Annotated in this window: 29 protein-coding genes and 1 pseudogene; 12 read left to right on the plus strand and 18 right to left on the minus strand. The window is 41.5% G+C overall.

Translation table 11 applies throughout. The annotated features are described in order from the left end of the window. Positions 1–5: 5 nt before the first annotated feature. From PSR9079_RS14150 to PSR9079_RS14195, 10 genes are all read right to left on the minus strand, one after another. Positions 6–830: a peptidoglycan DD-metalloendopeptidase family protein gene (locus PSR9079_RS14150; RefSeq protein WP_145235278.1), complete on the minus strand. Its 825-nt coding sequence runs from the start codon at positions 828–830 to the stop codon at positions 6–8. A gap of 40 nt (positions 831–870) precedes the next feature. Further along, positions 871–1,449 carry a YqaA family protein gene (locus PSR9079_RS14155; protein WP_145235276.1) on the minus strand — a complete coding sequence of 193 codons (579 nt, stop codon included), beginning with the start codon at positions 1,447–1,449 and terminating at the stop codon, positions 871–873. A gap of 9 nt (positions 1,450–1,458) precedes the next feature. Then, complete coding sequence (locus PSR9079_RS14160) at positions 1,459–2,097, minus strand: protein-L-isoaspartate(D-aspartate) O-methyltransferase (protein WP_149982139.1); 639 nt, start codon at positions 2,095–2,097, stop codon at positions 1,459–1,461. Then, the gene (surE, locus tag PSR9079_RS14165) at positions 2,087–2,851 is read right to left on the minus strand and encodes a 5'/3'-nucleotidase SurE (protein WP_145235272.1); all 765 of its coding nucleotides are present in this window, start codon (positions 2,849–2,851) and stop codon (positions 2,087–2,089) included. Before surE ends, PSR9079_RS14160 begins: the two co-directional genes overlap by 11 nt. Beyond that, on the minus strand, positions 2,832–3,881 hold the full coding sequence (truD, locus tag PSR9079_RS14170; protein ID WP_149982140.1) for a tRNA pseudouridine(13) synthase TruD: 1,050 nt from the start codon (positions 3,879–3,881) through the stop codon (positions 2,832–2,834). Before truD ends, surE begins: the two co-directional genes overlap by 20 nt. Further along, entirely contained in the window at positions 3,878–4,360 is a 483-nt protein-coding gene (gene ispF, locus PSR9079_RS14175; protein WP_149982141.1) for a 2-C-methyl-D-erythritol 2,4-cyclodiphosphate synthase, read from the minus strand. Before ispF ends, truD begins: the two co-directional genes overlap by 4 nt. After that, positions 4,357–5,058, minus strand: coding sequence for a 2-C-methyl-D-erythritol 4-phosphate cytidylyltransferase (gene ispD, locus PSR9079_RS14180; RefSeq protein WP_149982142.1), 702 nt, complete (start codon positions 5,056–5,058; stop codon positions 4,357–4,359). The genes ispF and ispD overlap by 4 nt, the downstream gene beginning before the upstream one ends. Beyond that, entirely contained in the window at positions 5,048–5,338 is a 291-nt protein-coding gene (gene ftsB / locus PSR9079_RS14185; protein ID WP_145235264.1) for a cell division protein FtsB, read from the minus strand. Before ftsB ends, ispD begins: the two co-directional genes overlap by 11 nt. 61 nt (positions 5,339–5,399) lie before the next feature. Further along, entirely contained in the window at positions 5,400–6,029 is a 630-nt protein-coding gene (locus PSR9079_RS14190; RefSeq protein WP_145235262.1) for a hypothetical protein, read from the minus strand. Between the two features lie 90 nt (positions 6,030–6,119). Next, a complete protein-coding gene (locus PSR9079_RS14195; RefSeq protein WP_149982143.1) occupies positions 6,120–6,602 on the minus strand; it encodes a DUF2947 domain-containing protein in 483 nt (160 codons plus the stop codon). A 60-nt stretch (positions 6,603–6,662) separates the two neighbouring features. Between PSR9079_RS14195 and PSR9079_RS14200 the strand changes: the two genes are divergently transcribed. Genes PSR9079_RS14200 through PSR9079_RS14210 form a run of 3 tightly spaced genes read left to right on the plus strand, consistent with a single transcriptional unit; the run spans position 6,663 to position 8,991 of the window. Continuing rightward, positions 6,663–6,902: a DUF1653 domain-containing protein gene (locus PSR9079_RS14200; protein ID WP_149982144.1), complete on the plus strand. Its 240-nt coding sequence runs from the start codon at positions 6,663–6,665 to the stop codon at positions 6,900–6,902. A gap of 51 nt (positions 6,903–6,953) precedes the next feature. Then, positions 6,954–7,802 (plus strand): AAA family ATPase, encoded by an 849-nt coding sequence (locus tag PSR9079_RS14205; RefSeq protein ID WP_145235255.1) that lies wholly within the window; start codon positions 6,954–6,956, stop codon positions 7,800–7,802. A 1-nt stretch (position 7,803) separates the two neighbouring features. Continuing rightward, a complete protein-coding gene (locus PSR9079_RS14210) occupies positions 7,804–8,991 on the plus strand; it encodes a vWA domain-containing protein (protein ID WP_149982145.1) in 1,188 nt (395 codons plus the stop codon). Positions 8,992–9,023: 32 nt separating this feature from the next. Here the strand turns inward: PSR9079_RS14210 and PSR9079_RS24195 are convergent. The 3 genes and pseudogenes from PSR9079_RS24195 to PSR9079_RS14225 form a co-directional block, all read right to left on the minus strand. Further along, a pseudogene (locus PSR9079_RS24195) lies at positions 9,024–9,092 on the minus strand (transcriptional regulator); the annotation flags it as partial. Between the two features lie 278 nt (positions 9,093–9,370). Further along, on the minus strand, positions 9,371–9,589 hold the full coding sequence (locus PSR9079_RS14220; RefSeq protein WP_149982146.1) for a hypothetical protein: 219 nt from the start codon (positions 9,587–9,589) through the stop codon (positions 9,371–9,373). A 438-nt stretch (positions 9,590–10,027) separates the two neighbouring features. Beyond that, positions 10,028–10,552 (minus strand): Spy/CpxP family protein refolding chaperone, encoded by a 525-nt coding sequence (locus PSR9079_RS14225; RefSeq protein ID WP_149982147.1) that lies wholly within the window; start codon positions 10,550–10,552, stop codon positions 10,028–10,030. Between the two features lie 172 nt (positions 10,553–10,724). Here PSR9079_RS14225 and PSR9079_RS14230 point away from each other — a divergent pair, with 172 nt between their 5' ends. The 3 genes from PSR9079_RS14230 to PSR9079_RS14240 are packed head-to-tail and all read left to right on the plus strand — an operon-like array spanning position 10,725 to position 13,763. After that, positions 10,725–11,414, plus strand: a complete 690-nt coding sequence (locus PSR9079_RS14230) for a response regulator (RefSeq protein ID WP_149982148.1) — start codon at positions 10,725–10,727, stop codon at positions 11,412–11,414. Then, positions 11,392–12,807 (plus strand): ATP-binding protein, encoded by a 1,416-nt coding sequence (locus PSR9079_RS14235; protein ID WP_149982149.1) that lies wholly within the window; start codon positions 11,392–11,394, stop codon positions 12,805–12,807. The genes PSR9079_RS14230 and PSR9079_RS14235 overlap by 23 nt, the downstream gene beginning before the upstream one ends. Before the next feature lie 11 nt (positions 12,808–12,818). Beyond that, positions 12,819–13,763 carry an alpha/beta fold hydrolase gene (locus PSR9079_RS14240; protein WP_149982162.1) on the plus strand — a complete coding sequence of 315 codons (945 nt, stop codon included), beginning with the start codon at positions 12,819–12,821 and terminating at the stop codon, positions 13,761–13,763. On the opposite strand, the gene PSR9079_RS14245 is transcribed toward PSR9079_RS14240, so the two are convergent. After that, positions 13,739–14,650 carry a cation diffusion facilitator family transporter gene (locus PSR9079_RS14245; RefSeq protein WP_149982150.1) on the minus strand — a complete coding sequence of 304 codons (912 nt, stop codon included), beginning with the start codon at positions 14,648–14,650 and terminating at the stop codon, positions 13,739–13,741. The genes PSR9079_RS14240 and PSR9079_RS14245 overlap by 25 nt on opposite strands. Positions 14,651–14,758: 108 nt before the next feature. Between PSR9079_RS14245 and trmL the strand changes: the two genes are divergently transcribed. Next, complete coding sequence (trmL, locus tag PSR9079_RS14250; RefSeq protein WP_149982151.1) at positions 14,759–15,223, plus strand: tRNA (uridine(34)/cytosine(34)/5-carboxymethylaminomethyluridine(34)-2'-O)-methyltransferase TrmL; 465 nt, start codon at positions 14,759–14,761, stop codon at positions 15,221–15,223. Positions 15,224–15,385: 162 nt separating this feature from the next. Next, a complete protein-coding gene (locus tag PSR9079_RS14255) occupies positions 15,386–19,231 on the plus strand; it encodes an EAL domain-containing protein (RefSeq protein ID WP_149982152.1) in 3,846 nt (1,281 codons plus the stop codon). A 73-nt stretch (positions 19,232–19,304) separates the two neighbouring features. On the opposite strand, the gene gpsA is transcribed toward PSR9079_RS14255, so the two are convergent. The 4 genes from gpsA to PSR9079_RS14275 are packed head-to-tail and all read right to left on the minus strand — an operon-like array spanning position 19,305 to position 21,563. After that, a complete protein-coding gene (gpsA, locus tag PSR9079_RS14260; RefSeq protein WP_145235238.1) occupies positions 19,305–20,312 on the minus strand; it encodes an NAD(P)H-dependent glycerol-3-phosphate dehydrogenase in 1,008 nt (335 codons plus the stop codon). Positions 20,313–20,315: 3 nt separating this feature from the next. Next, a complete protein-coding gene (gene secB / locus PSR9079_RS14265) occupies positions 20,316–20,804 on the minus strand; it encodes a protein-export chaperone SecB (RefSeq protein WP_145235236.1) in 489 nt (162 codons plus the stop codon). A 38-nt stretch (positions 20,805–20,842) separates the two neighbouring features. Further along, positions 20,843–21,100, minus strand: a complete 258-nt coding sequence (grxC, locus tag PSR9079_RS14270; RefSeq protein WP_145235234.1) for a glutaredoxin 3 — start codon at positions 21,098–21,100, stop codon at positions 20,843–20,845. A 31-nt stretch (positions 21,101–21,131) separates the two neighbouring features. Continuing rightward, a complete protein-coding gene (locus PSR9079_RS14275) occupies positions 21,132–21,563 on the minus strand; it encodes a rhodanese-like domain-containing protein (RefSeq protein WP_149982153.1) in 432 nt (143 codons plus the stop codon). Positions 21,564–21,763: 200 nt separating this feature from the next. Between PSR9079_RS14275 and gpmM the strand changes: the two genes are divergently transcribed. The 4 genes from gpmM to PSR9079_RS14295 are packed head-to-tail and all read left to right on the plus strand — an operon-like array spanning position 21,764 to position 26,568. Continuing rightward, a complete protein-coding gene (gene gpmM, locus PSR9079_RS14280) occupies positions 21,764–23,308 on the plus strand; it encodes a 2,3-bisphosphoglycerate-independent phosphoglycerate mutase (protein WP_149982154.1) in 1,545 nt (514 codons plus the stop codon). A 3-nt stretch (positions 23,309–23,311) separates the two neighbouring features. Beyond that, the gene (locus PSR9079_RS14285) at positions 23,312–24,466 is read left to right on the plus strand and encodes a murein hydrolase activator EnvC family protein (protein ID WP_149982155.1); all 1,155 of its coding nucleotides are present in this window, start codon (positions 23,312–23,314) and stop codon (positions 24,464–24,466) included. A 35-nt stretch (positions 24,467–24,501) separates the two neighbouring features. After that, positions 24,502–25,761: a S41 family peptidase gene (locus tag PSR9079_RS14290; RefSeq protein ID WP_149982156.1), complete on the plus strand. Its 1,260-nt coding sequence runs from the start codon at positions 24,502–24,504 to the stop codon at positions 25,759–25,761. Between the two features lie 42 nt (positions 25,762–25,803). Then, on the plus strand, positions 25,804–26,568 hold the full coding sequence (locus tag PSR9079_RS14295) for a divergent polysaccharide deacetylase family protein (protein WP_179959193.1): 765 nt from the start codon (positions 25,804–25,806) through the stop codon (positions 26,566–26,568). Positions 26,569–26,756 lie beyond the last annotated feature (188 nt).

Below are 26,756 nucleotides of genomic sequence, written 5' to 3' on the forward strand. Positions count from 1 at the left end.
GATAGCTAAGGCAAATACTTCTCAGGATTAACAGCTTGTCCTCGGTAACGGATTTCAAAACGCAATGCCGTCACTTCAGAGTCTGAACTGCCAATCTCGGCTATTTTTTGCCCAGCTTTCACATCCTGTTTTTCTTTAACTAGCAACTTAGAGTTATGTGCATAGGCACTAAGATAATCATCATTATGTTTCAAAATAATTAAATTACCGTATCCTCTAAGTGCATTACCCGCATAAACTACAGTCCCTTGTGCTGCGGCAAAAACAGCGACACCTTTTTTATTAGTAATTTGTAACCCTTTATACCCGCTTTCCTTGGTTGAAAAACGCTGAGTTACTGTTCCTTTAGCTGGCCACGACCACTTAACTTGGGTCGAGGACAAACTGTTATTTTTACTAATTTTCCTATTGGCTTGTTTTTGAACATACTCTCGTTGTTTTGGCTGATCAAGCTCTTTCTTTAATTTTTTGTTATTTTTTTGTATGCCACTTGTAGACTTTTTACTCGGTTTCGTATATTTTTTATGCTTTTTTATTTTTTCAGGTACATTTTTAAAAGAAATTGTTTGCCCCGGTTGGATTATGTAAGGGGCTGGTATGCCATTATTTTTTGCCAACGTGCGGAAATCTTGCTGGGCGCTAAAGGCTATCGAGTATAACGTATCACCTTTTTTAACCGTGTAGCGGTCACCATTAATATTTACTTTACTAGTATAAGGTTTAACACTGGTATTTAAACTACTGACCGGAGCGGGGGCATGTCGAGATGAGCAGGCACTGAGCAAAACACTTGTAAATAAAGTAACATAGAAGACGTACTGTTTATTCATGGTGTTTTGCTCCTTGTGCTAAAAGTAGTTATTTAGATGCTTAACGTAATAAAAAGTATGCAACCACCACTAAAATCACTACCCCCCAGCCAAGTACCTCAACATATTGACGTAATTTTTGCTCCATTTTTACTCCGCCCCACTTCATTAGCGCTGAAACTAAAAAGAACCGCGCACCACGCCCGACAGCAGAAGCTAATAAAAAAGGTAAAAACGCCATGTGCAAAAGCCCAGCACCAATAGTAAATACTTTATAGGGTATTGGCGAAAAACCGGCTAAAAACACCACCCATACGCCATAATCTTTAAACCAGCTTAAAGCGGTATTAAACTTTTCTTGCCAACCCATTTGCGCTATTAATGGCTCTACTACAGGTTCAAATAACCAAAATCCGAGCAAATAACCTAAAATACCGCCAAGCACCGAAGCAACTGTAGCAAAAGTAGCATAGCGCCATGCTTTGCTCGGTTGTGCAAGCGACATCGGCGCGAGCATTACATCGGGTGGAATAGGAAAAATAACCGATTCAGCAAAACTCATCCCAGCTAAATAACGCTCTGCGTGGCGATGTTTTGCCCACACTAATGCCATATCGTATAACTTAGTAAACAATTTCAAAGTGACTTCCTATTCAATGTCGCCAGGGACTAAAGGTACAAATCTAACTGGCGCAATAACATGTTGAGTAAATTTTTCGCCTTCGCGCACAACCATAACCAGTTGTTGATCTTCATTACCGATTGGCGCAATCATCACCCCACCATCACTGAGTTGATCAAGTAATGCCTGCGGGACTTGCGATGCAGCGGCGGTTACAATGATGCCATCAAACGGCGCTTGTGACTGCCAGCCTTGCCAACCATCGCCATGTTTCATGGAAACGTTGTATAAGTCTAGGTTATGTAAACGGCGCTTAGCCTGCCATTGTAACGCTTTAATTCGTTCTACCGAAAATACTTTTGAAAAGGTTTTCGCCAGCACCGCTGTTTGATAGCCTGAACCCGTGCCTATCTCAAGTACTTTATCGCGCACGCCAGCCAAAAGCAGTAACTCGGTCATACGGGCAACAATATATGGCTGTGAAATTGTTTGTCCTTGACCTATTGGCAACGCCGTATTTTGATACGCTTTATGCTTAAGTACATCATCAACAAATACATGACGTGGAATATCAGCAATAGCGCTGAGTACCAATTTATCTTCAACACCTTCACGCTGTAATAGGTCAGCGAGCGCACGGGCACTTCGAGTATAATTAGCCAGCACCGTTGATCTCCATTGTTTTAAGCCACTCACCAACCGCAGCCAAACTATCTTTCGCTGTCATATCAACACTTAGTGGCGTAACCGATGCATAGCCATTATTGATAGCATAAAAGTCTGTACCTTCTCCGGCATCACTTTCGGCACCTAAAACCCCATACCAATAAATGTCTCGTCCCCATGGATCTTGTTGTTTAGTCATGGTTTCGGCTTTATGACGCGCACCTAAACGCGTTACTTGCACGCCTTTTAGCTCAGATAACGGAATATCTGGCACATTAATGTTGATGATTTGATCTTTTGGCAATGGATGTGACGCCAGCTCTTTAATTATGCTGACAGTCACCGCTGCTGCCGTTTCAAAGTGATTACCTTCTTTTGAGCACAAAGACACCGCCACTGCGGGCAAGCCTAAATGACGTCCTTCGGTTGCTGCTGCAACAGTCCCTGAGTACAAAGTATCGTCACCTAAATTTGCACCGTGGTTAATACCGGCAACGACTAGATCGGGCTTTTCATTAAGTAATTCATTCACACCCAAATGCACACAATCAGTTGGTGTGCCATTGACCGAAATAAACCCATTATCTAGCGTGGTAGCACGCAGTGGATTAAGTAGCGTCAGTGAGTTACTTGCGCCACTGCAATTGCGATCAGGTGCAACTAACGTTACGTCTGCAATTTGCGTCAATGCCTGATACAACACTGCAATACCTTTTGCATTAACACCATCATCGTTACTTAGAAGAATTTTCATTTTCAGCGTCCTGTTCTTTATGTACTCGTGGGCTTGCATCTGTGTAATCCACCAGCTCACGTAACAATGCCGTGGCAAAGGTGCCTTTGGGTAAACCAAAGCTCAATTTAATGGTAGTTTCATCAATCGTTGCAACGGTTAAATCTTGTGGGATCAAACGCAACATTCTGCGCTCATTTTTCAGCCCTAACTTACCAAGCCCTTCACACCAATCTTGATACGGCTCTAGCCATATTTTTTCTTGTTCGGTGAGGCCTTTTTCGCTAGTGCCGACCAATGGCGCAGACATCATAATATCGCCAGAGGCAAGACGAGCGATATTTTCATCGCTAATGGCATCTTCAAAAAATGCATTGCTACCACTGAGCATAAACACTTCACGGTGCATGGTTTTAGCTAAGCCGTGCTCAGCAACACGCAAATTCACTATTTGATTAAACACATAAGAACGTGCAGCAGAGATAATTAAACCACGTAGTTTTTTGTCACGAATGCGCTCACCGGCAAACATCTTTTTAGCCATCACTAAATTATGACCATCGTGACCAAAGCGTTGTTCGCCAAAATAGTTAGGCACCCCGGCGCGTACCGCGTTGATACGACAAAGAATGTCTAACGGATGAGTTACATTACGCAGAATAATGCTGAATTTATTACCTTTGTGGCAGCCAGTCCGCAGCTTACGATTATGCCGTTGCTGAGCAATGATAAACAGTGATTCACTGTTTAGTTCAGTAAAATCAATGTCTTTCTTAATGGGTACTGGCACACTAAACCACTGACTACACACTCCGTGGCGATCTTTCATACCAGCGAAGCTGACATCACGTGGCGAAATCCCCGCTTTTTGGGCAAGTAATTTAGCAACGTATTGGGTATTTTCGCCTTTTTTAACGACCTGTAAACAGACGTGTTCACCACTGCCAGTAAATTCGATGCCTAAGTCTTCGTCCACCATAAAATCTTCAGCGCAGGTTTTAAAATCAGCTTTAGATAGTGGTGCACCGTATAAATAATTTAACTCGCTCATAGTGATTGCTTGCTCATGATAACCACTGCATGACTTGAAATACCTTCTTTTCGCCCTTCAAAACCGAGCTTTTCAGTGGTTGTTGCTTTGACATTTACCTGATCTAGGTCAGTGTTTAAATCGGCGGCTAAATTTGCACGCATGGCTTGAATATGCGGCAGCATTTTTGGCGCTTGCGCTACTATCGTTACATCCGCATTACCCAGTACATAGCCTTGCTGCTTAGCTAAATCAACAACATGGCGTAATAAAATACGGCTATCTATATTTTCATATTCACTGGCGGTATCAGGAAAGTGCTTGCCAATATCGCCCATTGCTAATGAGCCTAAAATAGCATCGCATAGTGCATGGATCGCAACATCACCATCAGAGTGCGCTAAAAAGCCTTGTGGGTAGGCAATCTTTTCACCACAAATAGTTAACGGGCCTTCGCCACCAAATTTATGGACATCGAAGCCATGGCCTATACGAATCATGATGCATTCTCACTATGTTGTTTTTGGAGTAAAAAGTTGGCTAAATCTAAATCTTCTGGAGTGGTTATTTTAATATTATCGCTACGCCCAGCCACTAGCTTTACGGGCTTATTCGCCCATTCTATTGCCGATGCTTCGTCAGTGATCGTAACCTGCTGAGCAAGCGCAGTTTGCAATGCCTGCATTAAATCGTGGTACTTAAATAATTGCGGGGTCAACGCCTGCCATAAGTCATACCGTGGCACTGTTTGTTGGCTATGAGTTGCACCGCGCTTAATAGTATCTTTCACTTTGCTTGCTAATATACCGCCTTCGTCAGCGTTAATGCACTCACTAAGTAAGCGCTCAATATCAGCCAAGGTAACCAGCGGCCTTGCCGCATCATGCACTAACACCCAATCAGGCGGGTTATCTGCAAGCGCTAATAAGCCATTAAGTACCGAGTCAGCTCGCTCTTTGCCGCCACTTGCACGGACAATGCGCTGATCAATAAACTCCAGTGTAGCAAAATAAGGATCATCATCGCTGACGGCCACCACAATAGTCGTTAATTGTTTGAGTTGCGCTAGTTTAGCAAGTGTATGTTCAAGAATTGTTTTACCAGCCAAGCGAATGTATTGCTTCGGTGCGCTATGTTGCATACGGCTTCCCACGCCAGCGGCTGGGACTATGGCTGCAAGGGTATAATTAGTTGTCATTTTGTTGCTGCCCAGGTAAAACACGAATAAATGTTTCGCCGGGTTTGATCATCCCTAATTCATTTCGAGCGCGCTCTTCCACCCCTTCTTGACCAAGCTTTAAATCTTCAATATCGGCTTTAAGCACTTTATTACGTTTGATCAATTGAGCATTAGTATCGTGATGTGAAGTAACAGCAGCTTTTAAACGACTATAATCTTGTACACCGTTGTGGCCAAACCATAATCGATATTGTACAAATAACGCTAAGCACAGCAGCGTGAATTGAAACAGTCGCATTAAACACTCCTTGATTTTACTCTACCAGTACAAATTTATAATGCGATTAAGGCTACTGGTATTATATTTTTTTAACTCGAACATGGGGACGTTTTAAATTACGCCAATTGATATTGCCTGCTAGCAGCATTTCTCTCAGTGATAAAATACGCGGTGTCGTGCGTTTATCAAAAGACCACTGATGGCCACAACAAGCAGCGGCCATTGTTGCCTTTGTGGGCTTTAATAACACCACCGACTGCCCTTCAAGCGGCTGACCTTGGCAGTCAAACCAACCATGCTCATTACAATGAAGTTTATTGTCGCTTACTTGGTCGATGCTGTCTATTGCAACACGGGTTTGATTTGCGCTATTGAGTAAAAGCGGAACAATTAAACCTACATTTTTATGTGTTTGATAAAAATCATCATTATTTTTTGCGTTGGGAGGCTGAGCTTTTTGCTTATCAAGCCAACAGCCATTGTGCGGATCTAACTGAAAAGGAACTTGACCATTTACCACGGCCGTTGCTGCGCGTTCTATATAATAAGGAAGACTTTTTAATCGCTTGCGTAAACGCTGCTCATTCACTTCAACAACTAATTGACCTATTTCCCGCGCATAAAAAGCATTGCACAACTGCGCATATAGCACACGTTGTGTATCTGATTGCCAAATATCGACTTGTTGAAAGGGGTCGCTTGCAGCCAACGATCATACTCTAAAACATCTAGTTGCTTGTTTTATAGCACAGTATTGACTGCTTTTTAAGCTCTGCAATTTACAAAAGCAAAGCTCAAGTTACTTAATTTGTGACTTTATACCTAATTTAGCATCGCCAGTTTCTAAAAACTGCACTACTTCATCACGTTTCTTACCTAATAACAGACTACCATCAGCTAAAAACATAAAATTTTGCCAATTGCGTTTAAACACATCAAAGCTGGTTTCGATAATATTATCGCGGGCGATACAAAAATACACTGTAGTATTAGCTTGCCAACCTAAGTGCGCAAGGATCTCAGCTGGCAATTGCTCAGCGCCGGCTTCCCATGCAGCTTCCCAGTGAATAGTTTGCGAGAAATTGTCTTCGTTACCACACCAGTCTGTTTTTTCAAAAAAATCAGGATGGTCATGTTCACGGCTCACCATGGTGCTCCATAAAACAGCGGCACGCTCATGGCTCATAGGTTTAATTAAGGCAAGGTCTTGTTCTGTTACTGGCGCATCTTTATGACGAAAAACCCACGCTTTTTTGTAATCATCTAACGAAATATAGTTCATAGTATTGGCAAATTAGTTAGCATTAAAAGTGCAAAGACAAATTATACAAGAGATCAAAACATGACTACAGCAATAAAACCACATACCCTCAAATCAGGCATATACCAACACTACAAAGGCCCAAAGTACAAAGTTCTATACGTCGCCATTCACAGTGAAACAGACGAACAATTAGTTATCTACCAAGCCTTGTATGGTGAGTTTGGCATGTGGGCACGACCACTGAGTATGTTTAGCGAAACCGTCGAGAAAGATGGCCAAATTATTCCACGCTTTAGCTACCTTGGTGAAGCCGATTAACTATGGCATGATAGGCATATTGTTTACTGCTCAGACCAGATAGGTATTTACGTGCAATTTAATTCTACTAATAACTACATCGCAAGTTCAGCGTTAAAACAAGCGGTTAATGCGGCTATTTTGCTGGAAAAGCCACTTTTGATCAAAGGCGAGCCCGGCACAGGTAAAACCATGCTGGCTGAGGAGTTAGCTAAAAGCTTAGATACCACACTGATCCAATGGCATATCAAATCAACCACTAAAGCGCAGCAAGGCTTATATGAATACGATGCAGTATCACGCCTTCGCGACAGCCAATTAGGTGATGCCCGGGTAAACGACATTGGCAACTATATTATTAAAGGCAAGTTGTGGCAGGCATTTACCTATGGTGAAGAACATAACAAACGCCCGGTATTATTAATTGATGAAATAGACAAAGCCGACATCGAATTCCCGAACGACTTACTATTAGAACTCGATAAAATGGAATTTCATGTTTATGAAACCGGTGAGCGTGTAATCGCAAAACAACGCCCTATTGTGATCATCACCTCAAACAACGAAAAAGAACTGCCCGATGCCTTTTTACGCCGTTGTTTTTTCCATTACATTGATTTTCCATCTAGTGACGAAATGCAGCAAATTATCGATGTTCACCACCCACACGTAAAACAAGATTTAGTTCGCCAAGCGCTAGAAGTATTTTTTAATCTACGTGAAGTCAACGGCATTAAGAAAAAGCCTTCCACCAGCGAGTTACTTGATTGGTTAAAACTGCTTATGGCTGAAGACATCGATGCAAAAACTCTGCATGACAAAACTCAAAAAGGCGGTTTAATGCCAATGTTTGGCGCACTACTTAAAAATGAGCAAGATATCAGCTTAATTGAAAAACTTGCCTTTATGAGTCGCCGTTAAGATGTTGATTGCGTTTTTCTTCAAACTGCGTGAATACCGTTTACCTGTTAGTTTGCGCGAGCTGCTTGATTTGATCAACGCGCTAAAAAAAGGCGCGGTATTTGCCGATGTTGACGGATTTTATTATTTAGCCCGTACCATTATGGTTAAAGACGAAACCCACTTTGACAGGTTTGATAAAGCCTTTGCTGATTACTTTAGCGGCATTGCCGATCTGGACTTACTCGAAAGCTTAAAACAGCAGCACAACTTACCTGAAGATTGGCTGCGCAAAGAGTTTGAAAAACACCTAACCGATGAAGAAAAAGCCCAGCTTAAAGCCATGGGCGGCCTTGATGAGCTAATGAAAACCCTCAAAGAGCGCCTAGAAGAACAACAAAAACGCCACGCTGGTGGCAATAAATGGGTGGGCACCGGTGGTACATCTCCATTTGGCGCGTATGGCTATAACCCTGAGGGCGTAAGGATTGGTCAAGACGGCAACCGCAATCGCCAAGCGGTAAAAGTATGGGATAAACGCGAATACCGTAACCTAGATTCCGATCGTGAAATTGGCTCACGCACTATTAAGCTCGCCCTTAAAAAACTGCGCAAGTTTGCTCGCACTGGTGCCAGTGACACTCTCGACTTAAACGAGACCATTCGCGCGACCGCCAAGCAAGGCGGCATGCTGGATGTAAAAATGGCACCAGAGCGCCACAACGCGGTAAAAGTATTGATGCTGTTTGATATTGGCGGCTCAATGGATGATTACATTCACACCTGCGAAGAGCTATTTAGCGCCGCGCATAGCGAGTTTAAACATTTAGAATTTTACTACTTTCATAACTGCTTATATGAACATGTTTGGCAAGACAACCAACGCCGCCACTCAAACGTCATTGATACCATGGCGCTGATCAACAAGTTCACCAGTGACTATAAAGTGATCTTTGTTGGCGACGCCACTATGGGCCCGTATGAAATTGCCTATGCCGGCGGCTCAGTGGAACACTACAACGAAGAGCCCGGCAGTGCCTGGCTTGCTCGTATCACCAACCACTTTGATAAAGTCGCTTGGCTCAATCCACAACCGGTTGAACACTGGCGTTACTACCAATCAATTGATTTTATCAAGCAGCTAATGGATAACCGCATGTACCCACTGAGTTTGGATGGGATTAGTAATGCGATAAGAGAGCTAACATAGGTGCTAGATTATAGGGGCTAGGAAAACTAACTCTACAACTCAGCTATATGATTCAATGTTTCTGGATAACGCTGCACCAGTTTTAGTAAAGTAATTGCTTGGAATCTTATTTACAGCGCACGCATATCTATGTGAGAAATTGTGCAGCAAATATTAAATGTACTATTGTGTTTAAGATTTAGAATGCTCTCTTTGTGTCTAGCGGCTAAACGGTTGAATATACTGTTTAGTTCAGCAGTCATTATCATTGGGGGTGTTACGGGAGTCATTCATCAAGTCTTTCACAAAGTACTTTGACATTTTAAAGGACATATTATGTTGACGAAGTATTTCATTGACCGAACATTCTAATGCAAATATTTCAGCTTCAGTAATCATTTTATGCACCTCCAATGTGCTTATTATATAATTCCAATAACTTCGAATTCAGTTCATCATCAGTAAAAGCAACAATATTACCGGCTGGCTTCGAATCATCTAAGCTTCCTATTCTCACGTCAAAATTTTCATTATCAAAACTATCTATAAAAATATGACTTCCTTTTTGTTCATCAAAAAATGATGCAAAGTTGTCTGTAATTGCCATATCAAATTTCATGTTTCTTCCTTGTAGATTAAACATCAAATAATAAAATCTAGTAACATTCTTGCCGATGTATGCAATAGCTTTGCAAATACCCCACGTGACATATTAAATGCTTCGCGAATATTGATTATTTCATCGGGTGAAATGGCGGGCTTATTTGCATCATTCATAGCATAAGTGAGTAAGGTTAGCTTGTCTTGTGCATGCGCTTAAATGTACGCAAATTACTTACACTTATTAAGTTAGCACTATGACGCGATATAAACCTGCTACCAGTGTGTAGCCGCAGGTTTATACCCCGTCAAATATATAATTTAGACGTTGGATAAAACTCAGCTGCAGAGCAAACTCTGTCGCGATATAAAATAGCTGCCACATGGCTCGTTAAAAAAGAAAAGCGCGGGATCTCTCCCGCGCTTCATTTTTCGCTTTAGTAATTTTGGTAATTACTTAGCCTGCCGTTTGTTCGTCACGGCTGCGTTTTTTGTCACCTTTTTTACGCATGTGCTTTTTAATTTCTTGGTACTTTTCACGTTGTTCAGCATTTAATACTTGCCATACTTGATGCTGCGTTTTTAGGTTAATTAAGCCAAATTGCTCGCCTTTGCTTTGGCGCTGCGCTAATAACTCTTTCGCTGCGGCTTCATCAAAGGTTGGCATATCTAACAATGCTTGCATTTGTGCCTTATGGGCAGCACGCTCTTGCTTCATGACCTGTTTATCGTTACCACGTAGCGCTTTAAACTGTGCTTTTTGCGCATCAAAAATGCTTTTTAACTGAGTTTGTTGTTGCTCAGTTAAATCAAGCTTTTTAACGCCACGCTCAGAGAGTAAAAAGCGCGCTTGTTTATGCTGTTGAGAATGGCCTGGTTTATGATCCATGCCCTCTTTTGCTATTACGGCGCCAGTGCCTAATGTTGCTGTCGCTAATCCACAAATTAATACTAGTTTAGAAACTTTACTTGAAATAGTCATAATCATTACCTTTGAGTTGCTTGTAACTTAGTGTCTGTTCAGTTGTTATGTTCACTATAACTAACCAAGTGCAAAGCAACGCAAAGCAATGTAAAGGTTGTGTAAAGGTTCACTTTTAAGTGCGTTAAGGCGTAAAATGAAGTTATTCCAGCGTGGTTAAGGTGAGCAAATAATGAAGCTATTAATGATTGATGATGATACCGGTTTATGTGAGTTACTCTCAGAGTACTTAACTGCGCAAGGTTTTCAAATAGAATGTGCCCATGATGGCGAACAAGGCTTAAAACAAGCGCTTGAGCAAGAATACGCATTAATTTTACTCGATGTTATGTTACCGAAACTAGATGGCTTTGAAGTATTAAAACAGCTTAGGCAAACAAAATTAACGCCGGTGATCATGCTAACCGCCAAAGGTGAAGACTTTGACCGTATTTTTGGTCTTGAACTAGGCGCTGATGATTACATTCCTAAACCATTTAATCATCGTGAATTACTCGCACGGGTTAAAGCGATTACTCGTCGTATTGAACATATTACTAGCCTAGCAAATACCAGCAGTAATAAGTTAACCGTTAATAATATTGTTATAAATTTAGCTGCCCGCGAAGCGTATGTAGATGAACACCCGCTAAGCCTAACCGGTACTGAATATGAAGTACTTGCCTTACTGGTTAAACATGCAGGTGAAGTGGTCAGTAAAGAGCAAATAAGTGAAGAGGTGCTCGGTAGACGCCTAGCCTCTTTTGATCGCTCAATTGATATGCATGTGAGTAATATTCGTAAAAAAATTGCCGAGTTCAACAATGCAGAACGAATAAAAACCATGCGAGGGACTGGTTATGTCTTTATCCAAGGGGAGTAATAAAACTCGGTTTTCTTGGCTAAAACATCCTCAGCACTTTTTATTTTTCAAAATTTTTGTGTGGTTTTGGCTAACAGTAATAGGCACCATAACTGCATTGGTGTTTTTAAGTAACATTGCGACCAATCAAGTCAGTTATGAGAACTTACATGGGCCCATGCAGAAAAACTTGCAATACACGGCCAAAGGCATCGAACGTATGGTAGTCAAACATAATAAATCGATTGCCGAAATTTTAACTCATCCGCGGCTTGCAAAACAAAAGTTACTATATTTAAATTCAGATCAGCCAGATCACTCGCTCAGTAGCAGAGTACCATCAAGTGAGATTGATTTAAGTTTACTTAATTTCACTAAAAACATGCCGCCACAAATTATTTTTACCGAGTATTATCAAGCATTCGGACCGATAAAAATAAACCTTCCTGAGGGGCAATTTTACCTATACGAAATTGATGAGAATCATCAACCACCTTTTTTTATACGGTTAAAGCTGATGCCGATTTGGCTAAAAGTGATCATTGCTTTACTGGCTTCATTAACTTTAAGTTTTATATTTAGTCGTAACCTAATTGCACCTATTAATCACTTAAAGCAAGCTGCAATTAAGCTCTCTGACGGCGATTTAACCGCGCGCGCTGAAATTGATCCAAACAGGCAAGATGAACTGGGCGTACTTGGCCGTGACTTTAATAGTATGGCAACTCAGTTAGAGCAACTGATTTCTGCACAAAAGCGCTTATTGGCTGATATATCTCACGAGTTGCGTTCCCCCCTAACTCGCCTTAAAATGGCTACGGGTCTTGCGCAAATGCAGACCCCAGAAGAAAACCAAACCTATTTATTACGCATTGAAAAAGAAGCAAATCAGCTCGATAAAATGATCGCTGATGTGCTGCAAGTATCGCGCTTAGAGGCGAAAAGTCAGGCGCTATCGCTGCATCAACAATCCTTACAGATCATTATTGATCATGTTTTGAATGATGCGCAATTTGAAGCTAAACAGACCAATAAGCAATTAATTATAAATGGTCAACTCAATGTTGATATTTATTGTGACGAGAGTCTCATTGCCAGTGCGCTAGAGAATGTTTTACGCAACGCAATAAAATATGCAGAGCAAACAATCACCCTAACATTGAGTTTAAGTGATGCTATTTATATAGAGATCAGCGATGATGGCCCGGGCGTCGAACCGCAAAATTTAGCCAAATTATGTGAGCCATTTTTTCGCCAATCTGATGCACGAGACAGAACTAGCGGCGGTACAGGACTTGGCTTAGCAATTGCTAAAAATGCAATTGCCGCCCATTCTGGCAGTTTAACGCTGCATAATAAACAACCAAGTGGGTTATGTGTGCGTATCGCCTTACCTCTGGATAAACAAAAATAATCATGGCCATTATGTTTTACAGCACAGAGCAAAACTTACTTTCCCAACAACCTGAGATCACAGAGTTTTTTCAGCAGCAGTTGCACAAAGCGCAGCTGACTACCGATAATGGCGATTTATATTATGGCTATGTGATACCTGAGCATGCCAAGGCCGCTATTGTTATTTGCTCTGGACGCATTGAAGGATTAGATAAATACCAAGAGCTAATCTGGGAGTTATACAAAAATAACTATGCGGTGTTTATTATTGATCATCAAGGCCAAGGCCGTTCTTATCGCGCTTTAGCCAACCCTCATAAAGGTTTTGTTAATAAATTTAGTGATTATGCTGATGATTTAGCACTGTTTGACCGTTTAATTGTCAGTAAACTCTACCAAGGCAAAAAGGTCATCCTCGGGCATTCAATGGGCGGCGCGATTGCTTTTGATTTCCTAACCCGGTTTGAACATAACTACAGTGGTGTATTTTTGTCTTCGCCCATGTTTGATATTTTCACTAAAGGTATTCCCAAACCAGTTGCTAAACTTGCCGCTCGTATTGCCTGTTTATTTGGTTTTAATAAACACTATGCATTTGGCCAAGCAGATTATCTGCCTATTGCTTTTACACAGAACGACCTTACCAGTAGCGAAACTCGCTATGATTTATTTAGACAGACCTACCAAACGGATAGCGCGCTACAATTAGGCGGGGTGACTTACGGCTGGTTGAATGAAGCTTTTGGTTTTATGACAACTATTGAGCAACAACAGCTATCGATTCCACTTTTTATAGCCAGTGCTGAGCACGATACTGTGGTTGATAACCAAGCCCAATTAGCCTTAGTTCACCGTCAAAGTAATGCTATTTTACAAACATTTACGAATGCTAAGCACGAGTTACTGTTCGAACAAGACACCATTCGCAAAGCTGTGCTTAGCCGTTTTTATCAGTTTTGTGATTCATTAACTTGAGCGCGGCTATGACTCAATGACATGGGATCTTGATGGATCAAAATATCCATTTCACAATTAAATTCTTGTTGGATCATCGCCACTACTTCATCCGCTACATAATGAGCACGGATCAAGGGGAGTTGATCTTCAAGCTCTAAATGCATTTGAATAAACTTAATTTTACCACCTTGTCGCGTGCGTACATCGTGTACGCCAAATACATCGTTATGACTGTTAGCGATTGATATGATACTGGCTTTTTCGTCCTCAGGTAGCTCTTTATCCATTAAATGGTCAGCGCTTTGCCTAGCAATATCCCAACTGTTATAAAGCAAATAACCTGCCACGCCAATGGCAAAAATAGGATCCGCGTACAGCATGTCATTTTGCGCAAGCAGTATGGCCAGCAGTACTGCTGCATTTAAAATTATATCGCCTTTGTAATGCACAGAGTCTGCTTTAACTGCAATGGACTCGGTATGCTTAATGACTTGAGTTTGTACATAAACCACCACTAAGGTGCAAGCAATCGCAAATAGACTAACCCATACCCCGAGCATTGAATGATTTAGTACCACAGGATTAAATAATCGTTCAATGCCATGAAACGCCAATAAACAGCCAGAGCCGGCAATAAATGCCGCTTGCCCTAAACCCGCCAAGGCTTCAGCTTTACCATGGCCAAAACGATGATCGTCATCAGCTGGGCGCAGTGCATAAAAGAGCACCATAAAACTCATTGCTGAAGCGGTAATATCCATCAATGAGTCGGTAAGTGATCCGAGCATAGACGCAGAGCCAGACGCAAGCCATGCCCAACATTTAGCAGCAATCATTAAACTCACCATTACCATAGTGACCACACTTGCTGTTTTTACCCAAAACTCATAACTGCGCTGATGCACGTTTTTGCCTATGCTTAAAGTGTTTACTTAAAATGAGTATATCATTTTTTTTATCTGTTTCGTGTATACTCTCGAACGTCAAAATGTAGATCACCAATAAGGCTCGTTATGCTTGATATCGTTTTATACCAACCTGAAATTCCACCTAACACAGGGAATATTATTCGCCTGTGTGCAAATACGGGCTATGCTTTGCATTTAATCGAGCCTTTGGGCTTTGAGTGGGACGATAAGCGCGTGAAAAGAGCTGGCCTTGATTACCATGAATTTAGCCATGTGCAACGCCATCCATCATTTGCAGCTTACTTAGAAAAATGCCAACCTAAAAAAGTATATGCATGTACCACTAAAGGCAGTCAGTTTCACCATCAAGCAAGTTATGAAGCGGGTGATTGTTTAGTGTTTGGCCCAGAAACCCGTGGCTTACCAGATGATATAATTCAATCACTACCTAATGAACAACGCGTGCGTATTCCTATGCAAGCTAACAGTAGAAGCATGAACTTATCTAACGCAGTGGCTGTTTTTGTTTATGAATCATGGCGTCAGTTAGGCTTTCCTAACGCGCAGTAAGTGATATTAAAATGCGCCTATACCATTGGGCGCTTTCCCCTCTAATTATCTTTAAAATTTAGCACCGCCTAGCGCAATAAATTTGCCTTGCGTGGATTCGCATTATTTCTATTCCTACACTATTCTAAATAAGTTCTTTTTAAACTGATTCAACGGATTGTAATGCGTTTTATCCTTCAAACATGCTGTTTTATTAGTATGTTATCTACTGTAAATGTAAACGCGAGTGTAGCTGAATTAAATGCGAATGAGCTTTCGCTACCCGCCATTAATGACTTTACTCAAGACCCGAGTAATGCGTTTTGGCTCGCAACTAATAAAGGGCTGTTTAACTACGACTCGGTGCATCTTTTTAGTGGCCAAGCACCGCCTTTTTCATCATTTGCGAATCAAGCCATTTTACAAGTAGCGACTTATAAATCCTGGTTATTAATTAACACTGAGCAAGGGCTGAGTTTAATCAACTTAATTAACAACCAGTTAATTCAACTAACCGCAACACCGCTAAAACAGCCGATATTAACCACCGAGCTCGGCTTTTACTTTCTGTACCAAGGTCAGATCCACACTATAAAAGACGAAAAACTCCATTCCCCATTCGCCTTTTCAGAGCAGATCGTCGAACTCGCATTGGGATTTAACAACAGCCTATGGCTACATTCAGGTAGTAATTTAGTTAGTCACTTTGATTTAGCAAGTAATGCAATTACAGCTCAGCTCATCGTCCCCGCGCCTATCGCGCAGTTAAGTCCAAGTCAAACCTCAGCAGCGATCCTTATCAATACCAATAACGACCAACATTACCTGTTTAACAACACGCACTCTATGCAAGAAATAAAACTCCAGCATGCGCATATTCAACAACTAAATTACTTTGATGATCAGCTCTATTATTTGCATAAAAATCGCGCTTATAAACATGATTTAACGACCAAAAACACGAATCCTTTGTTTTATAGTGCTCCTGCACGCTTTTTATCAATTAAACAAAACAACCAACAACTGTGGCTGCAAACTGCCACTAAAAGCTGGCTAAAGCTCCCTGCAATGCAAATTATCACAAGCCCTATCACCGATAATCCTGCTCCGCGTATGCAGCAATACTTTGACATGTTGGAGCAGTTAGGTAATTTTACACAACATAAAAAAATTATTACCATCGCTTATCTGCGCGAAGACAAATGGGCTGTTGCAACCGACACTGGTTTATATTTATACAGTGCCCGCAACCTCACTTTTGATTTATTAATAAAGGATCAAGTTGCTGCGCTGCATTCAACTGCCCCAACAACACTGTGGGTAGCAACCAAAAAGCAATTAATAAAATATGATTTTGCGACGCAGCAACAAAGCCAAACACTACCAATTAGTAACATTAATGCTTTAACATCCCTTAATGACGAGCAATATCTCGCAAGTGATGGTGAGCAATTATTTTATATTGCTAAACAACAGCTCACCGCCCTTGAGCTTGAAACTGAAGCCCTCGGGCAGATCAATGCTATGTATTATCAACGCAACTCTTCAAGGCTTTGGCTTGCGACAAGTAACGGCTTATGGCAGAGCCAATGGCAAGCACCTGAAAATTCTCAGCAAATAACACTTGAGATAAATTTTGATAAAGTAAGTACATTTAACACCACAGCCATTTACGAAGCACCACAAAATGCTTTGTGGATAGTTGATTCTCAAGCGATAAAACTCTACAAACCCAGCACTAACCTATGGGTTGAAAATGCCACTCATAGTATTGCCGCTTATATTGATGATTCTATTAGTTATGAGCAACTTCCAAAATCACTCTTTAGCGTTAGCTACCGTGATAAAATAATGTTGTTTGCGCCAACGGGTAATATTTTATTAGAAGTGCATTCAACACAAGTACCACCTCAAAACAGCTCTTTTTTAATCAGTCATCTGACTTTACACTATCAAGAGCAAGACCAAGACTATTACCACTTAGCAACCAACGCAGTAAATACCAGCCAACCGCTAAAAGGCATCTCTGTTTGGTTTAGCAGTAATGGCCTCTTACCTATGCAGCTCAATTACCGACTCGATCCCAATGGCGATTGGCTAGCACTGCCGAATGCTCAGACCATGCTGTCTCTGGCTAGTAATGCAAAGAATATTTATCTTGAAGTTAAAAACCTTAATCAAGTAAATAACGAGCCGTTAGTGTTAATGATTAAACAAACGGCTTTTGCCTTCCCTCACTGGATCAACCACCTCGTTTTAGCGGCTATTTTTGCTATTTTACTGCTGTTAATTGTTTATAGATTAAAAAGTGGTGCTAAGCATAATTTGGTCAACGCGTTAATGACGCAATCAAAAGATGCCATTTGGATCGCCAATGAGCAGTTTCAAATAACGAACATAAACCAAGCATTTACAACTATTTGTGGTTTTACTCTTGCTGATGTAGTGGGTAAAAAACCAAAAGCATTTACTGTAAACGGTCGCGATAAAAAATTAGAAAGCCTCATTTATAATGATCTAGAGGTTGATGGTTATTGGTCTGGTGAAATTTGGAATGTGCGTAAAGACGGGCAACCTTATGCCTTAGATTTATCGATAACCAAAGTAAAAACCCCTAACCTACGTACCAGTAGCGCGCATTATATTGGGTTATTTTCAGATGTAACTGCACGTAAGAATAATGAACGTGCGATGCTTAAATTAACCACTCGAGATTCTGTCACTGGGCTTTCCAATCGCACTATTTTTATTGAATCTGTAAATAAGGCAATTGCCAGCTGCAATAACAACTTCCCTAATTTACTGATTATTTTTATAGATTTAGACAATTTTAATAAAATTAACGAATCCCTTGGTCACGCAATCGGTGATGAACTATTAAAAGAAGTTGCGGGCAGACTCACTCGTAATCTTGATTCTGGTTATACCTTGGCCCGCTTAGGGGGAGATGAATTTGCTATACTCGTACCGCCCTATTTATATTCAGGCATGTCCGTCTTTTTCGCCAAAAAACTGGCCGATAATATTCTTAAACAATTCCAAACACCGTTTATGCTTGAGGGTATAGAGAGCTTTATTTCTGCCTGTTGTGGTATCGCCGGGTACCCAGAAAACGGTTATAACAGCGAAGCACTGATGCGCAGCGCCAATAGTGCGCTCAATCACGCTAAAAAGATGGGTCATAATAATTACCAATTTTTTGATAAATCTAAACACACAATTGATATGAATGAACTTAGTAAAGAAAGCGCACTTTTTCGGGCTATCGAACATCAGGATTTTCAATTATTTTACCAAGTAAAATATAACGCAGATAAAGATCAAATACATGGTTTTGAAGCCTTAGTGCGTTGGCCGCAAGTTGATGGCAGCATCATTAGCCCGGCTGAATTTATCCCCCTTGCAGAACAAAATGGCGCAATTATTCCACTCACTTTATTGCTAATGAAGCAGCTATTTAAACAACTAGAGTTATGGCGTAATGAAGGAGTAAGTTTTGGTAAAGTGGCAATTAATATTTCGGCTCTGCACTTTCAGCAAAGTAGTTTAGTCGAAACCCTCACTGAGTGTTTAACAAACTATGATGTGCCTGCACGCTGTGTTGAGTTAGAAATAACCGAAAGTGCCATGATGGATAACCCTGAATTTGCCCAACAGCAAATGAACCGCTTAAAAGCACTTGGCTTTACCATTGCGCTGGATGACTTTGGTACTGGTCATTCATCATTGGGTTATTTAAAACGTTTTCCAATCGATACTTTAAAAATTGATCGCTCTTTTATTAAAGATATTGTCGATAGTGAGCAGGATCGTAATATTACCGCGACAATTATTCGCCTCGCTAAATACTTAAATATCGATGTTGTTGCCGAAGGAGTTGAAACTAAAGAGCAGGCTTATATGCTGCATGTTATGGGCTGTAATATGATGCAAGGCTATTATTATAGTCGTCCGCTTTGTGCTGAAAAGGTAGCTACTTATCTCGAAAAAAACAATCTGAGAAAACAATCTAATTTGATGAATGACTAAGTACCTTGTTAGTTATAAGATTAACTACCAGCGTTTATACAAACCCATAAACGCTGGCAGCTACAAGGCACTGTTACTCTGATTTTTGCTCGCGACCTAATAAAGCCATCGCGGCTTCTTTCACGTCTTTATTTTCATAAAGTACCTGATAGATTTGCTCAGTGATCGGCATTTCGATACCAGTACGTTGTGCAAGTAAATAGACTTCTTTGGTGTTGCGATAACCTTCGACCACTTGACCAATTGATGCTATCGCCTGCTCTACCTTTTCACCTTTACCCAGTGCTAAACCAAAACGACGGTTACGAGACTGATTATCGGTGCACGTTAGGATCAAATCTCCCAGCCCAGCCATGCCCATAAAGGTCTCTGACTTAGCACCAAGCGCGCAGCCTAACCGGCATAACTCAGCTAAACCACGGGTGATCAATGCTGTCCGCGCATTAGCACCAAAACCAAAGCCGTCAGACATACCAGCGCCAATCGCAATCACATTTTTAACCGCGCCACCGAGCTGAATACCAATAAAATCATTATTGTTATAGACCCTAAATGAGCGACCACAATGCAATAGTTCAGCTAACTGTTTTGCAAAGGCTGTTGATGTTGACGACACTGAAATTGCAGTAGGTAAACCCATCGCCATTTCTTTAGCAAAGGTAGGGCCTGATACCACCGCAAGTGGCACATCATCACCTAATTCTTGCTGTGCAACCTCTTGCAAAAGTCGGCCTGTATCTGGTTCAAGCCCTTTGGTGGCCCATGCAACTTGTGCCCCTTCAAGTAATGAAGGCTTAATTTGCTGTAGCGTATCGCCAAATGCATGACTTGGCACAACAACCAAGATCACTTGGCTTGCAGTTACTGCTGTGTGTAAGTCGGCTTCAAGGTGTAAAGTGTCAGGAAAAGTGACATCAGGTAGGTAACGTTGATTTTTCCGCTCAGCTGCAAGCGTGGCAACGTCATCGCTATTGCGACCCCAAAGTGTCACTTGGTGACCGTTTCGGGCTAAACAAATAGCAAGGGCGGTGCCATAAGACCCCGCCCCTAATACAGTAACAGCTGAATTGGCTGTACTCATAAATTATGCGTCTGCAGTTGCCTGTTCAGCTTGCGCTGCACGTTGCTGCATGTATTGAGCGAATAACGCATCAAAGTTCACAGGTGCAAGGTTAAGCTGTGGGAATGTACCACGGTTAACTAAGTTAGATACCGCTTCACGTGCGTACGGGAACAATACGTTCGGGCAGAATGCGCCAAGCATATGTGCAAGTTGTACTTCTTCAACTTCAGCGATAGTGAAAATACCCGCTTGTTGAATTTCACATAAAAAAGCCGTTTCTTCACCGATAGAAGCAGTAACAGTCAGTGCTAATACTACTTCAAACACGCCTTCGTCTAATTTATTAGAACGTGTATCAAGGTCAAGCTTAACTTCTGGTGTCCATTCTTTTTGGAAAATAGCAGGTGAATTAGGCGTTTCAAAAGACACGTCTTTTGTGTAAATACGTTGGATCGTAAATTGTGCGCCAGTTTCTTCTTGTGCTGCTACGTTCTGATTTTCTTCGTTCATGATAATTCCTAACTTTTAATCGTTTTTATAATAAATGCTTAAGCGTTTAACTTAGCGTCAAGTTTGCCTTGGGCTTCAATCGCCATCATGTCGTCACAACCGCCGATATGCTCATCATTAATAAAAATTTGCGGTACTGTGCTCGCGCCACCTGCTTTGGCGATCATTTCGTCACGTAATTCAGGCTGTACACCAATGTCGATATTTGTAAATTGCACACCTTTATTTGTTAGCAACGCTAAAGCACGCTGACAAAAAGGGCAATACGCTTTGGTGTAAAGAACAACATTACTCATAACAATTCCTCTATCGGCCTAACTAACTTAATTAGCGACCTGTTGTCGTTGGTAGACCAGCACTTTGCCATGCACCCATACCACCAGATAAAACATAAACCGATTCAAAACCAGCTTTATGCATAGCAGTTGCGATACCTGAGGCTGTCATGCCTGTGGTACATACCAATATAATGGGTTTACTCTTAGACTTTTCAAGGCTTGAGAAGTCAGATTGTTTCGCTTTTTCAGGGCTAATATGCTCAGCGCCTGCAATACGGCCATTATTAAATTCTTTTTGTGCACGTATATCTACAACGACACCGTCTTCACGGTTAATTAATAACGTTAATTGTTGCGGATTTATTTGACGAATTGCTGAAAACTTACTTTTAAACCAGCCGCCCACGATGAGTGCAACTAAAGCAACCCAAGCTAAACTTAATATCGGATGATTACCGACAAATTCAATATATTGATCCATGCGTCTTCCACTATGAAAATTGTCCCGCGCCTGTAGCACTGGGGTTAAACGTAAGGGCAATGCCCTAGCCACGCAAGTATACGTGCTTGATTAGAAATTACCAGAGAGTGAAATATTTTAATATGTCCCTTTGATTGCTGATCATAACCACAAAACACGGTATGCTAAGGCTAAGCAGGAGCTAATTTTCAGGAACAAAAATGACACAACATAAAAAACCTCTCATATTAATGATTTTAGATGGTTGGGGATACCGTGAAGATACCCAAAGCAACGCAATTTTAGCGGCAAATACCCCTGTTTTAGACGAACTTTGGGCAACTCGCCCGCACACCCTAATTTCTGCATCAGGTTTAGATGTTGGTCTTCCTGATGGGCAAATGGGCAACTCAGAAGTAGGCCACGTCAACTTAGGTGCTGGCCGAGTGGTTTATCAAGATTTCACCCGTATCACTAAAGCAATAAACGACGGTGAGTTTGCACATAATCCAACACTAGTTGAAAACATTGATAAAGCAGTGAATGCCGATAAAGCGGTGCATTTAATGGGTTTATTAAGCCCAGGTGGTGTGCATAGTCATGAAGATCATATTGTAGCTGCAATTGAATTAGCTGCAGCGCGCGGTGCTAAAGAAGTGTACTTTCATGCATTTTTAGATGGCCGAGACACTCCACCACGTAGCGCAAAAGCGTCAATTGAACGTATTGAAGCACTGTTTAGCAAATTAAACTGTGGTCGCTTAGCATCGATCATTGGCCGCTACTATGCAATGGACCGCGATAATCGCTGGAACCGAGTAGAGCAAGCCTACGACCTAATGGTCAGTGGGATCGCACAACATAGCTACGAAAATGGTGTTGACGCATTAGCTGCGGCTTACGAACGTGATGAAAACGATGAGTTTGTTGCTGCAACTACCATAGCAGCACAAGGCCAAGACGCAGTACAAATTAATGACGGTGATACGGTTATTTTCTTAAACTTTAGAGCCGACCGTGCTCGTGAAATGACCCGCGCATTTGTTGATAAAGACTTTGACGGTTTCGCCAAGAAAAAAGCCCCCGCACTAAGCGGCTTTGTTATGTTGACCGAATACGCCGCAGACATCGACGCACCAGCAGCTTTTGCCACAGTCCCTTTGACTAATGTATTGGGTGAATGGTTTGAAAAACACCATAAAACACAGCTACGTATTTCTGAAACTGAAAAATATGCACATGTGACGTTTTTCTTCAGTGGCGGACGTGAAGATGAATTTGAAGGTGAAACCCGCGAGCTGATCCCATCACCACAAGTTGCGACTTACGATTTACAACCTGAAATGAATTCAGAAATGCTCACTGATAAACTCGTCGAAGCGATTAAAAGCGGTAAATACGATGCAATTATTTGTAACTATCCAAATGGCGATATGGTCGGTCACTCAGGTGTATTTGAAGCCGCAGTAAAAGCCTGTGAAGCAGTCGATCATTGTATTGGTCGTGTTGTTGCTGCCCTTGAAGAATTTGGTGGTGAAGCATTAATTACAGCTGATCACGGTAATGCTGAACAAATGGCTAACCTTAAAACTGGCCAAGCGCATACCGCACACACCAGTGAACCGGTTCATTTCATTTATGTTGGTCGTGATGCAACACCAAGCGAAGGCAAAGCCCTCAGTGATGTTGCGCCAACCATGTTGCACCTAATGGGCATGGAACAACCAAGCGAGATGACTGGCACACCAATCATGACATTGAAATAAACCATGAACAAAAGTATTAACCCATTAATTTTTAGTACGCTCGTTGTTACTGCGTTAATACTCACTTCATTAGTGACGGCCCCTGCCGTCGCTAATGAAGATCGTACTAAAAAAGATCTCAGCGAAATCCAAACAGCATTAAAGCAAAGCCAAGCTGAACTTGCCGCCCAGCGTAAAGACATCGAAAAATCGCAAAAGAACCTGCAACAGCACGAACTCGAGATCGCAAAAAATGCTAAGGCACTGAATATTGCCGAGCAATCAATTCGCGATACTGAAAAACAACAACAGCAGCAACAGCAGCAAGCTGAAGCACTTGAGGAAAAACGCCTAGAGCAGCAACATGCACTCGCCGCACAAATTAAAAGTGCCTATATGTCTGGCGGACATGACTACTCTAAAATGCTATTAAATCAAGAAAATACTGCACAGGTTGAACGCACATTAAGTTATTATAATTACCTCAACAAAGCGCGTATTGAGCAAATTGATGAGTTAAAAGCACTCCTGATTGAAATAGCGGATGTACAAACCGAACTTGAAAAAACCAAACAACACTTAGTTGTGCTCCATAAAGAGCAAGCCAATCGTCATCAAGCACTCATTGCAGCGCAACAACAACGAAAAGCCAACATCAGTGAATTAAAAACCAAGCTTAGCTCAACCAAAAACTCAATTGATTACTTAAAAGATAATGAAAAAACTCTAGTAGCTACCTTGCAAGAACTTGAAAAAGAAAAAACTAAAAAGGTTGAGTTACTGGGCCTATCAGCCAGTAAAGGTAAATTAAACTGGCCAACAAAAGGTAAAATTGAGCACAGCTTCGGCCAACATAAGCACGGTGGTATTGACTGGAAAGGCGTATTAATTGGCGCTAATGAAGGCAATAATGTGCATAGCGTCCACAACGGTCAAGTCGTGTTTGCTGATTGGTTAAAAGGCTACGGCTGGGTTATTGTTATTGACCACGGTGAAGGCTTTATGAGTTTATACGGCCATACTCAAACCTTACTAAAAGACGTAGGTGATATAGTACGCCAAGGCGATATTATCGCTTTAGTTGGTCAAAGCGGCGGACAAGCAAATTCTGGTCTATACTTTGAAATACGCCACAAAGGACGCGCAGTAAATCCTGTAACATGGTGCAGACGCATTTAATTGATTAAACAGCTGCACCCCACTGGGAGCAGCTGATGCTAAATACACAATTACAAATACAGCGGTTACAATACTCTGCTTTTAATCGCATTCTAATAAGCTATTTATTACTCGTTAGCGTTTTTTTGTGCCTGAGTTTTAATAGCTTTGCAGTGACCTCGGTGGGCGATTTAAAAAGCCAACAAAAAAACGAAATCCTCTTTAATATCCATGCCTATTATGTTGAAGACTTAGCTTTGCAACAAAGCTTTGAAAGCAGCCAACAATTTGAAGCCCTGCTTGCACAGCTAGACCCATACTCTAAGTACCTTGATGAACACGAGTTAGAAGCGCTATTTAGCAGCACCAACGGCCGCTACACAGGCCTTGGGATTGAAGTAAAACAGCAACAACAAAAAATTATTATTGTAAACACGATCAAAGATTCTCCCGCAGCCATTGCCGGAGTACAAATGAATGATGTACTACTTGCCGTTAATCAGCAAACGGTCGCACATAAAGACATCAATCAAGTTGCGCAAATGATTAAAGCGAGTGACACAGCAACGGTTACCTTAACGATTGAACGAGGTAATTCACCACAAGCCATTTATTTTACTCTGACTAGATCAGAAATAAACTTAGAGAGTGTCACCAGTTCATTATCAGAGTTTGGTATTGGTTATTTGGCAATAAATAGCTTTACCAATCACACCTTGCATGATGTTGCGCGGCAAATAACAGCACTGCAAAGCCATTACGGTAATCCACTTACAGGCTTAGTGCTCGATTTACGCGACAATCCAGGCGGCACATTACAAAGTGCTGTAGAGGTATCGGATCTATTTTTACAAAGTGGCACCATAGTCACCACCAAAGGTCGCTTTTATGATGCAAACCAGCACTTTCGCGCCAAAAAAGGTGATATTTTAAATGGTGCGCCAATCGTCGTACTTATTAATGAAAACTCGGCCTCAGCAGCAGAGATTTTAGCCGCTGCACTTAAAGACAATCACCGTGCCACACTAATTGGCAGCCAATCATTTGGCAAAGGATCGGTGCAATCTTTGATCCCATTAGGCAATGGTAATACAGCACTAAAATTAACCACTGCAAAATACTTTACCCCATCGGGTCAATCTATTGAGGGGATTGGAGTCACCCCCGATGTGGCGATTAATCAATCAACCCTTTCGCAAATTGATAAAGTAGTTATAATAAAAAACGAACAAGGAAATGACGATCGGCCATGGTCACGCAAAGACTCAGCTGATCCACTGTTATTAAAAGCACAGCAGCTATTAACTATGAAATAAAGCTTTTAGCTCACTATAAAAAAGATAATAAAAATTATAAACGTGAAAAAATTAACTTGGTTGTTCTGGCTGTTTTTTAGCTTGCCAACATTTGCCGCAAATAAGCAAATAGCGATTGTGATTGATGATATTGGCAATCATCAACGCGACCTCGAAATCCTAAATTTACCAGGTAAAATATCGTTCTCGATTTTGCCTCATACCCCGTATTCGCAAGTTTTTGCGCGCCTAGCCAGTAAGTCGAATAAAGAATTACTGCTGCATATTCCCATGCAAGCACTCGACAGCAGCAAAGCACTTGGCCCCGGCGCACTCACCAGCAATATGAGTAAAGAACAATTACAAATCACCCTCGGCAATGCGCTTGCAACCTTACCTCAGGTGAAAGGTGTAAATAATCATATGGGCTCAGCACTTACTCAAGAAAGCCTGCCCATGAAATGGACTATGGAGGTGCTGAAAAAGCGCAACCTGTACTTTTTAGATAGCCGCACTACAGGCTTAAGCCAAGCGCAAAATGTTGCCAACTTATATGGCGTTGAAAATGTCGGCCGCCATGTGTTTTTAGATAATATTCCCAATGAGAAACAGTTACAATTTCGCCTCAACGAACTAAAGTATAAAGCCGAACGTTATAACTTCGCCATCGCGATTGCCCACCCTTACCCTGAAACCATTGAATTTTTACAGCGCATGCTACCCGAACTTGAACAACAAGGTTTTGAACTCGTGCCGCTATCACAACTAGTTGAGCGTAAATATATACAACTCGCACAAGCTGAGCATAAAGGAGTGAGTGCGAGGTAAGCTTTAAAGTTACAAGGGGAAAGGAGCGAGGTTCTAGGTTCTAGGTTCTAGGTTCTAGGTTCTAGTACTTCGTCACACAAATTTTGACTAGTTGAGAGCACCGTAAGCTCTCTCTAGTTTTTCACGTGCTGAATCAACATTAAACATCCAATTTATACTGACGCCTTCTTTATTTCGGCGCCATTCCC

The organism is Pseudoalteromonas rhizosphaerae (assembly GCF_902498845.1).
GTDB lineage: Bacteria > Pseudomonadota > Gammaproteobacteria > Enterobacterales > Alteromonadaceae > Pseudoalteromonas > Pseudoalteromonas rhizosphaerae.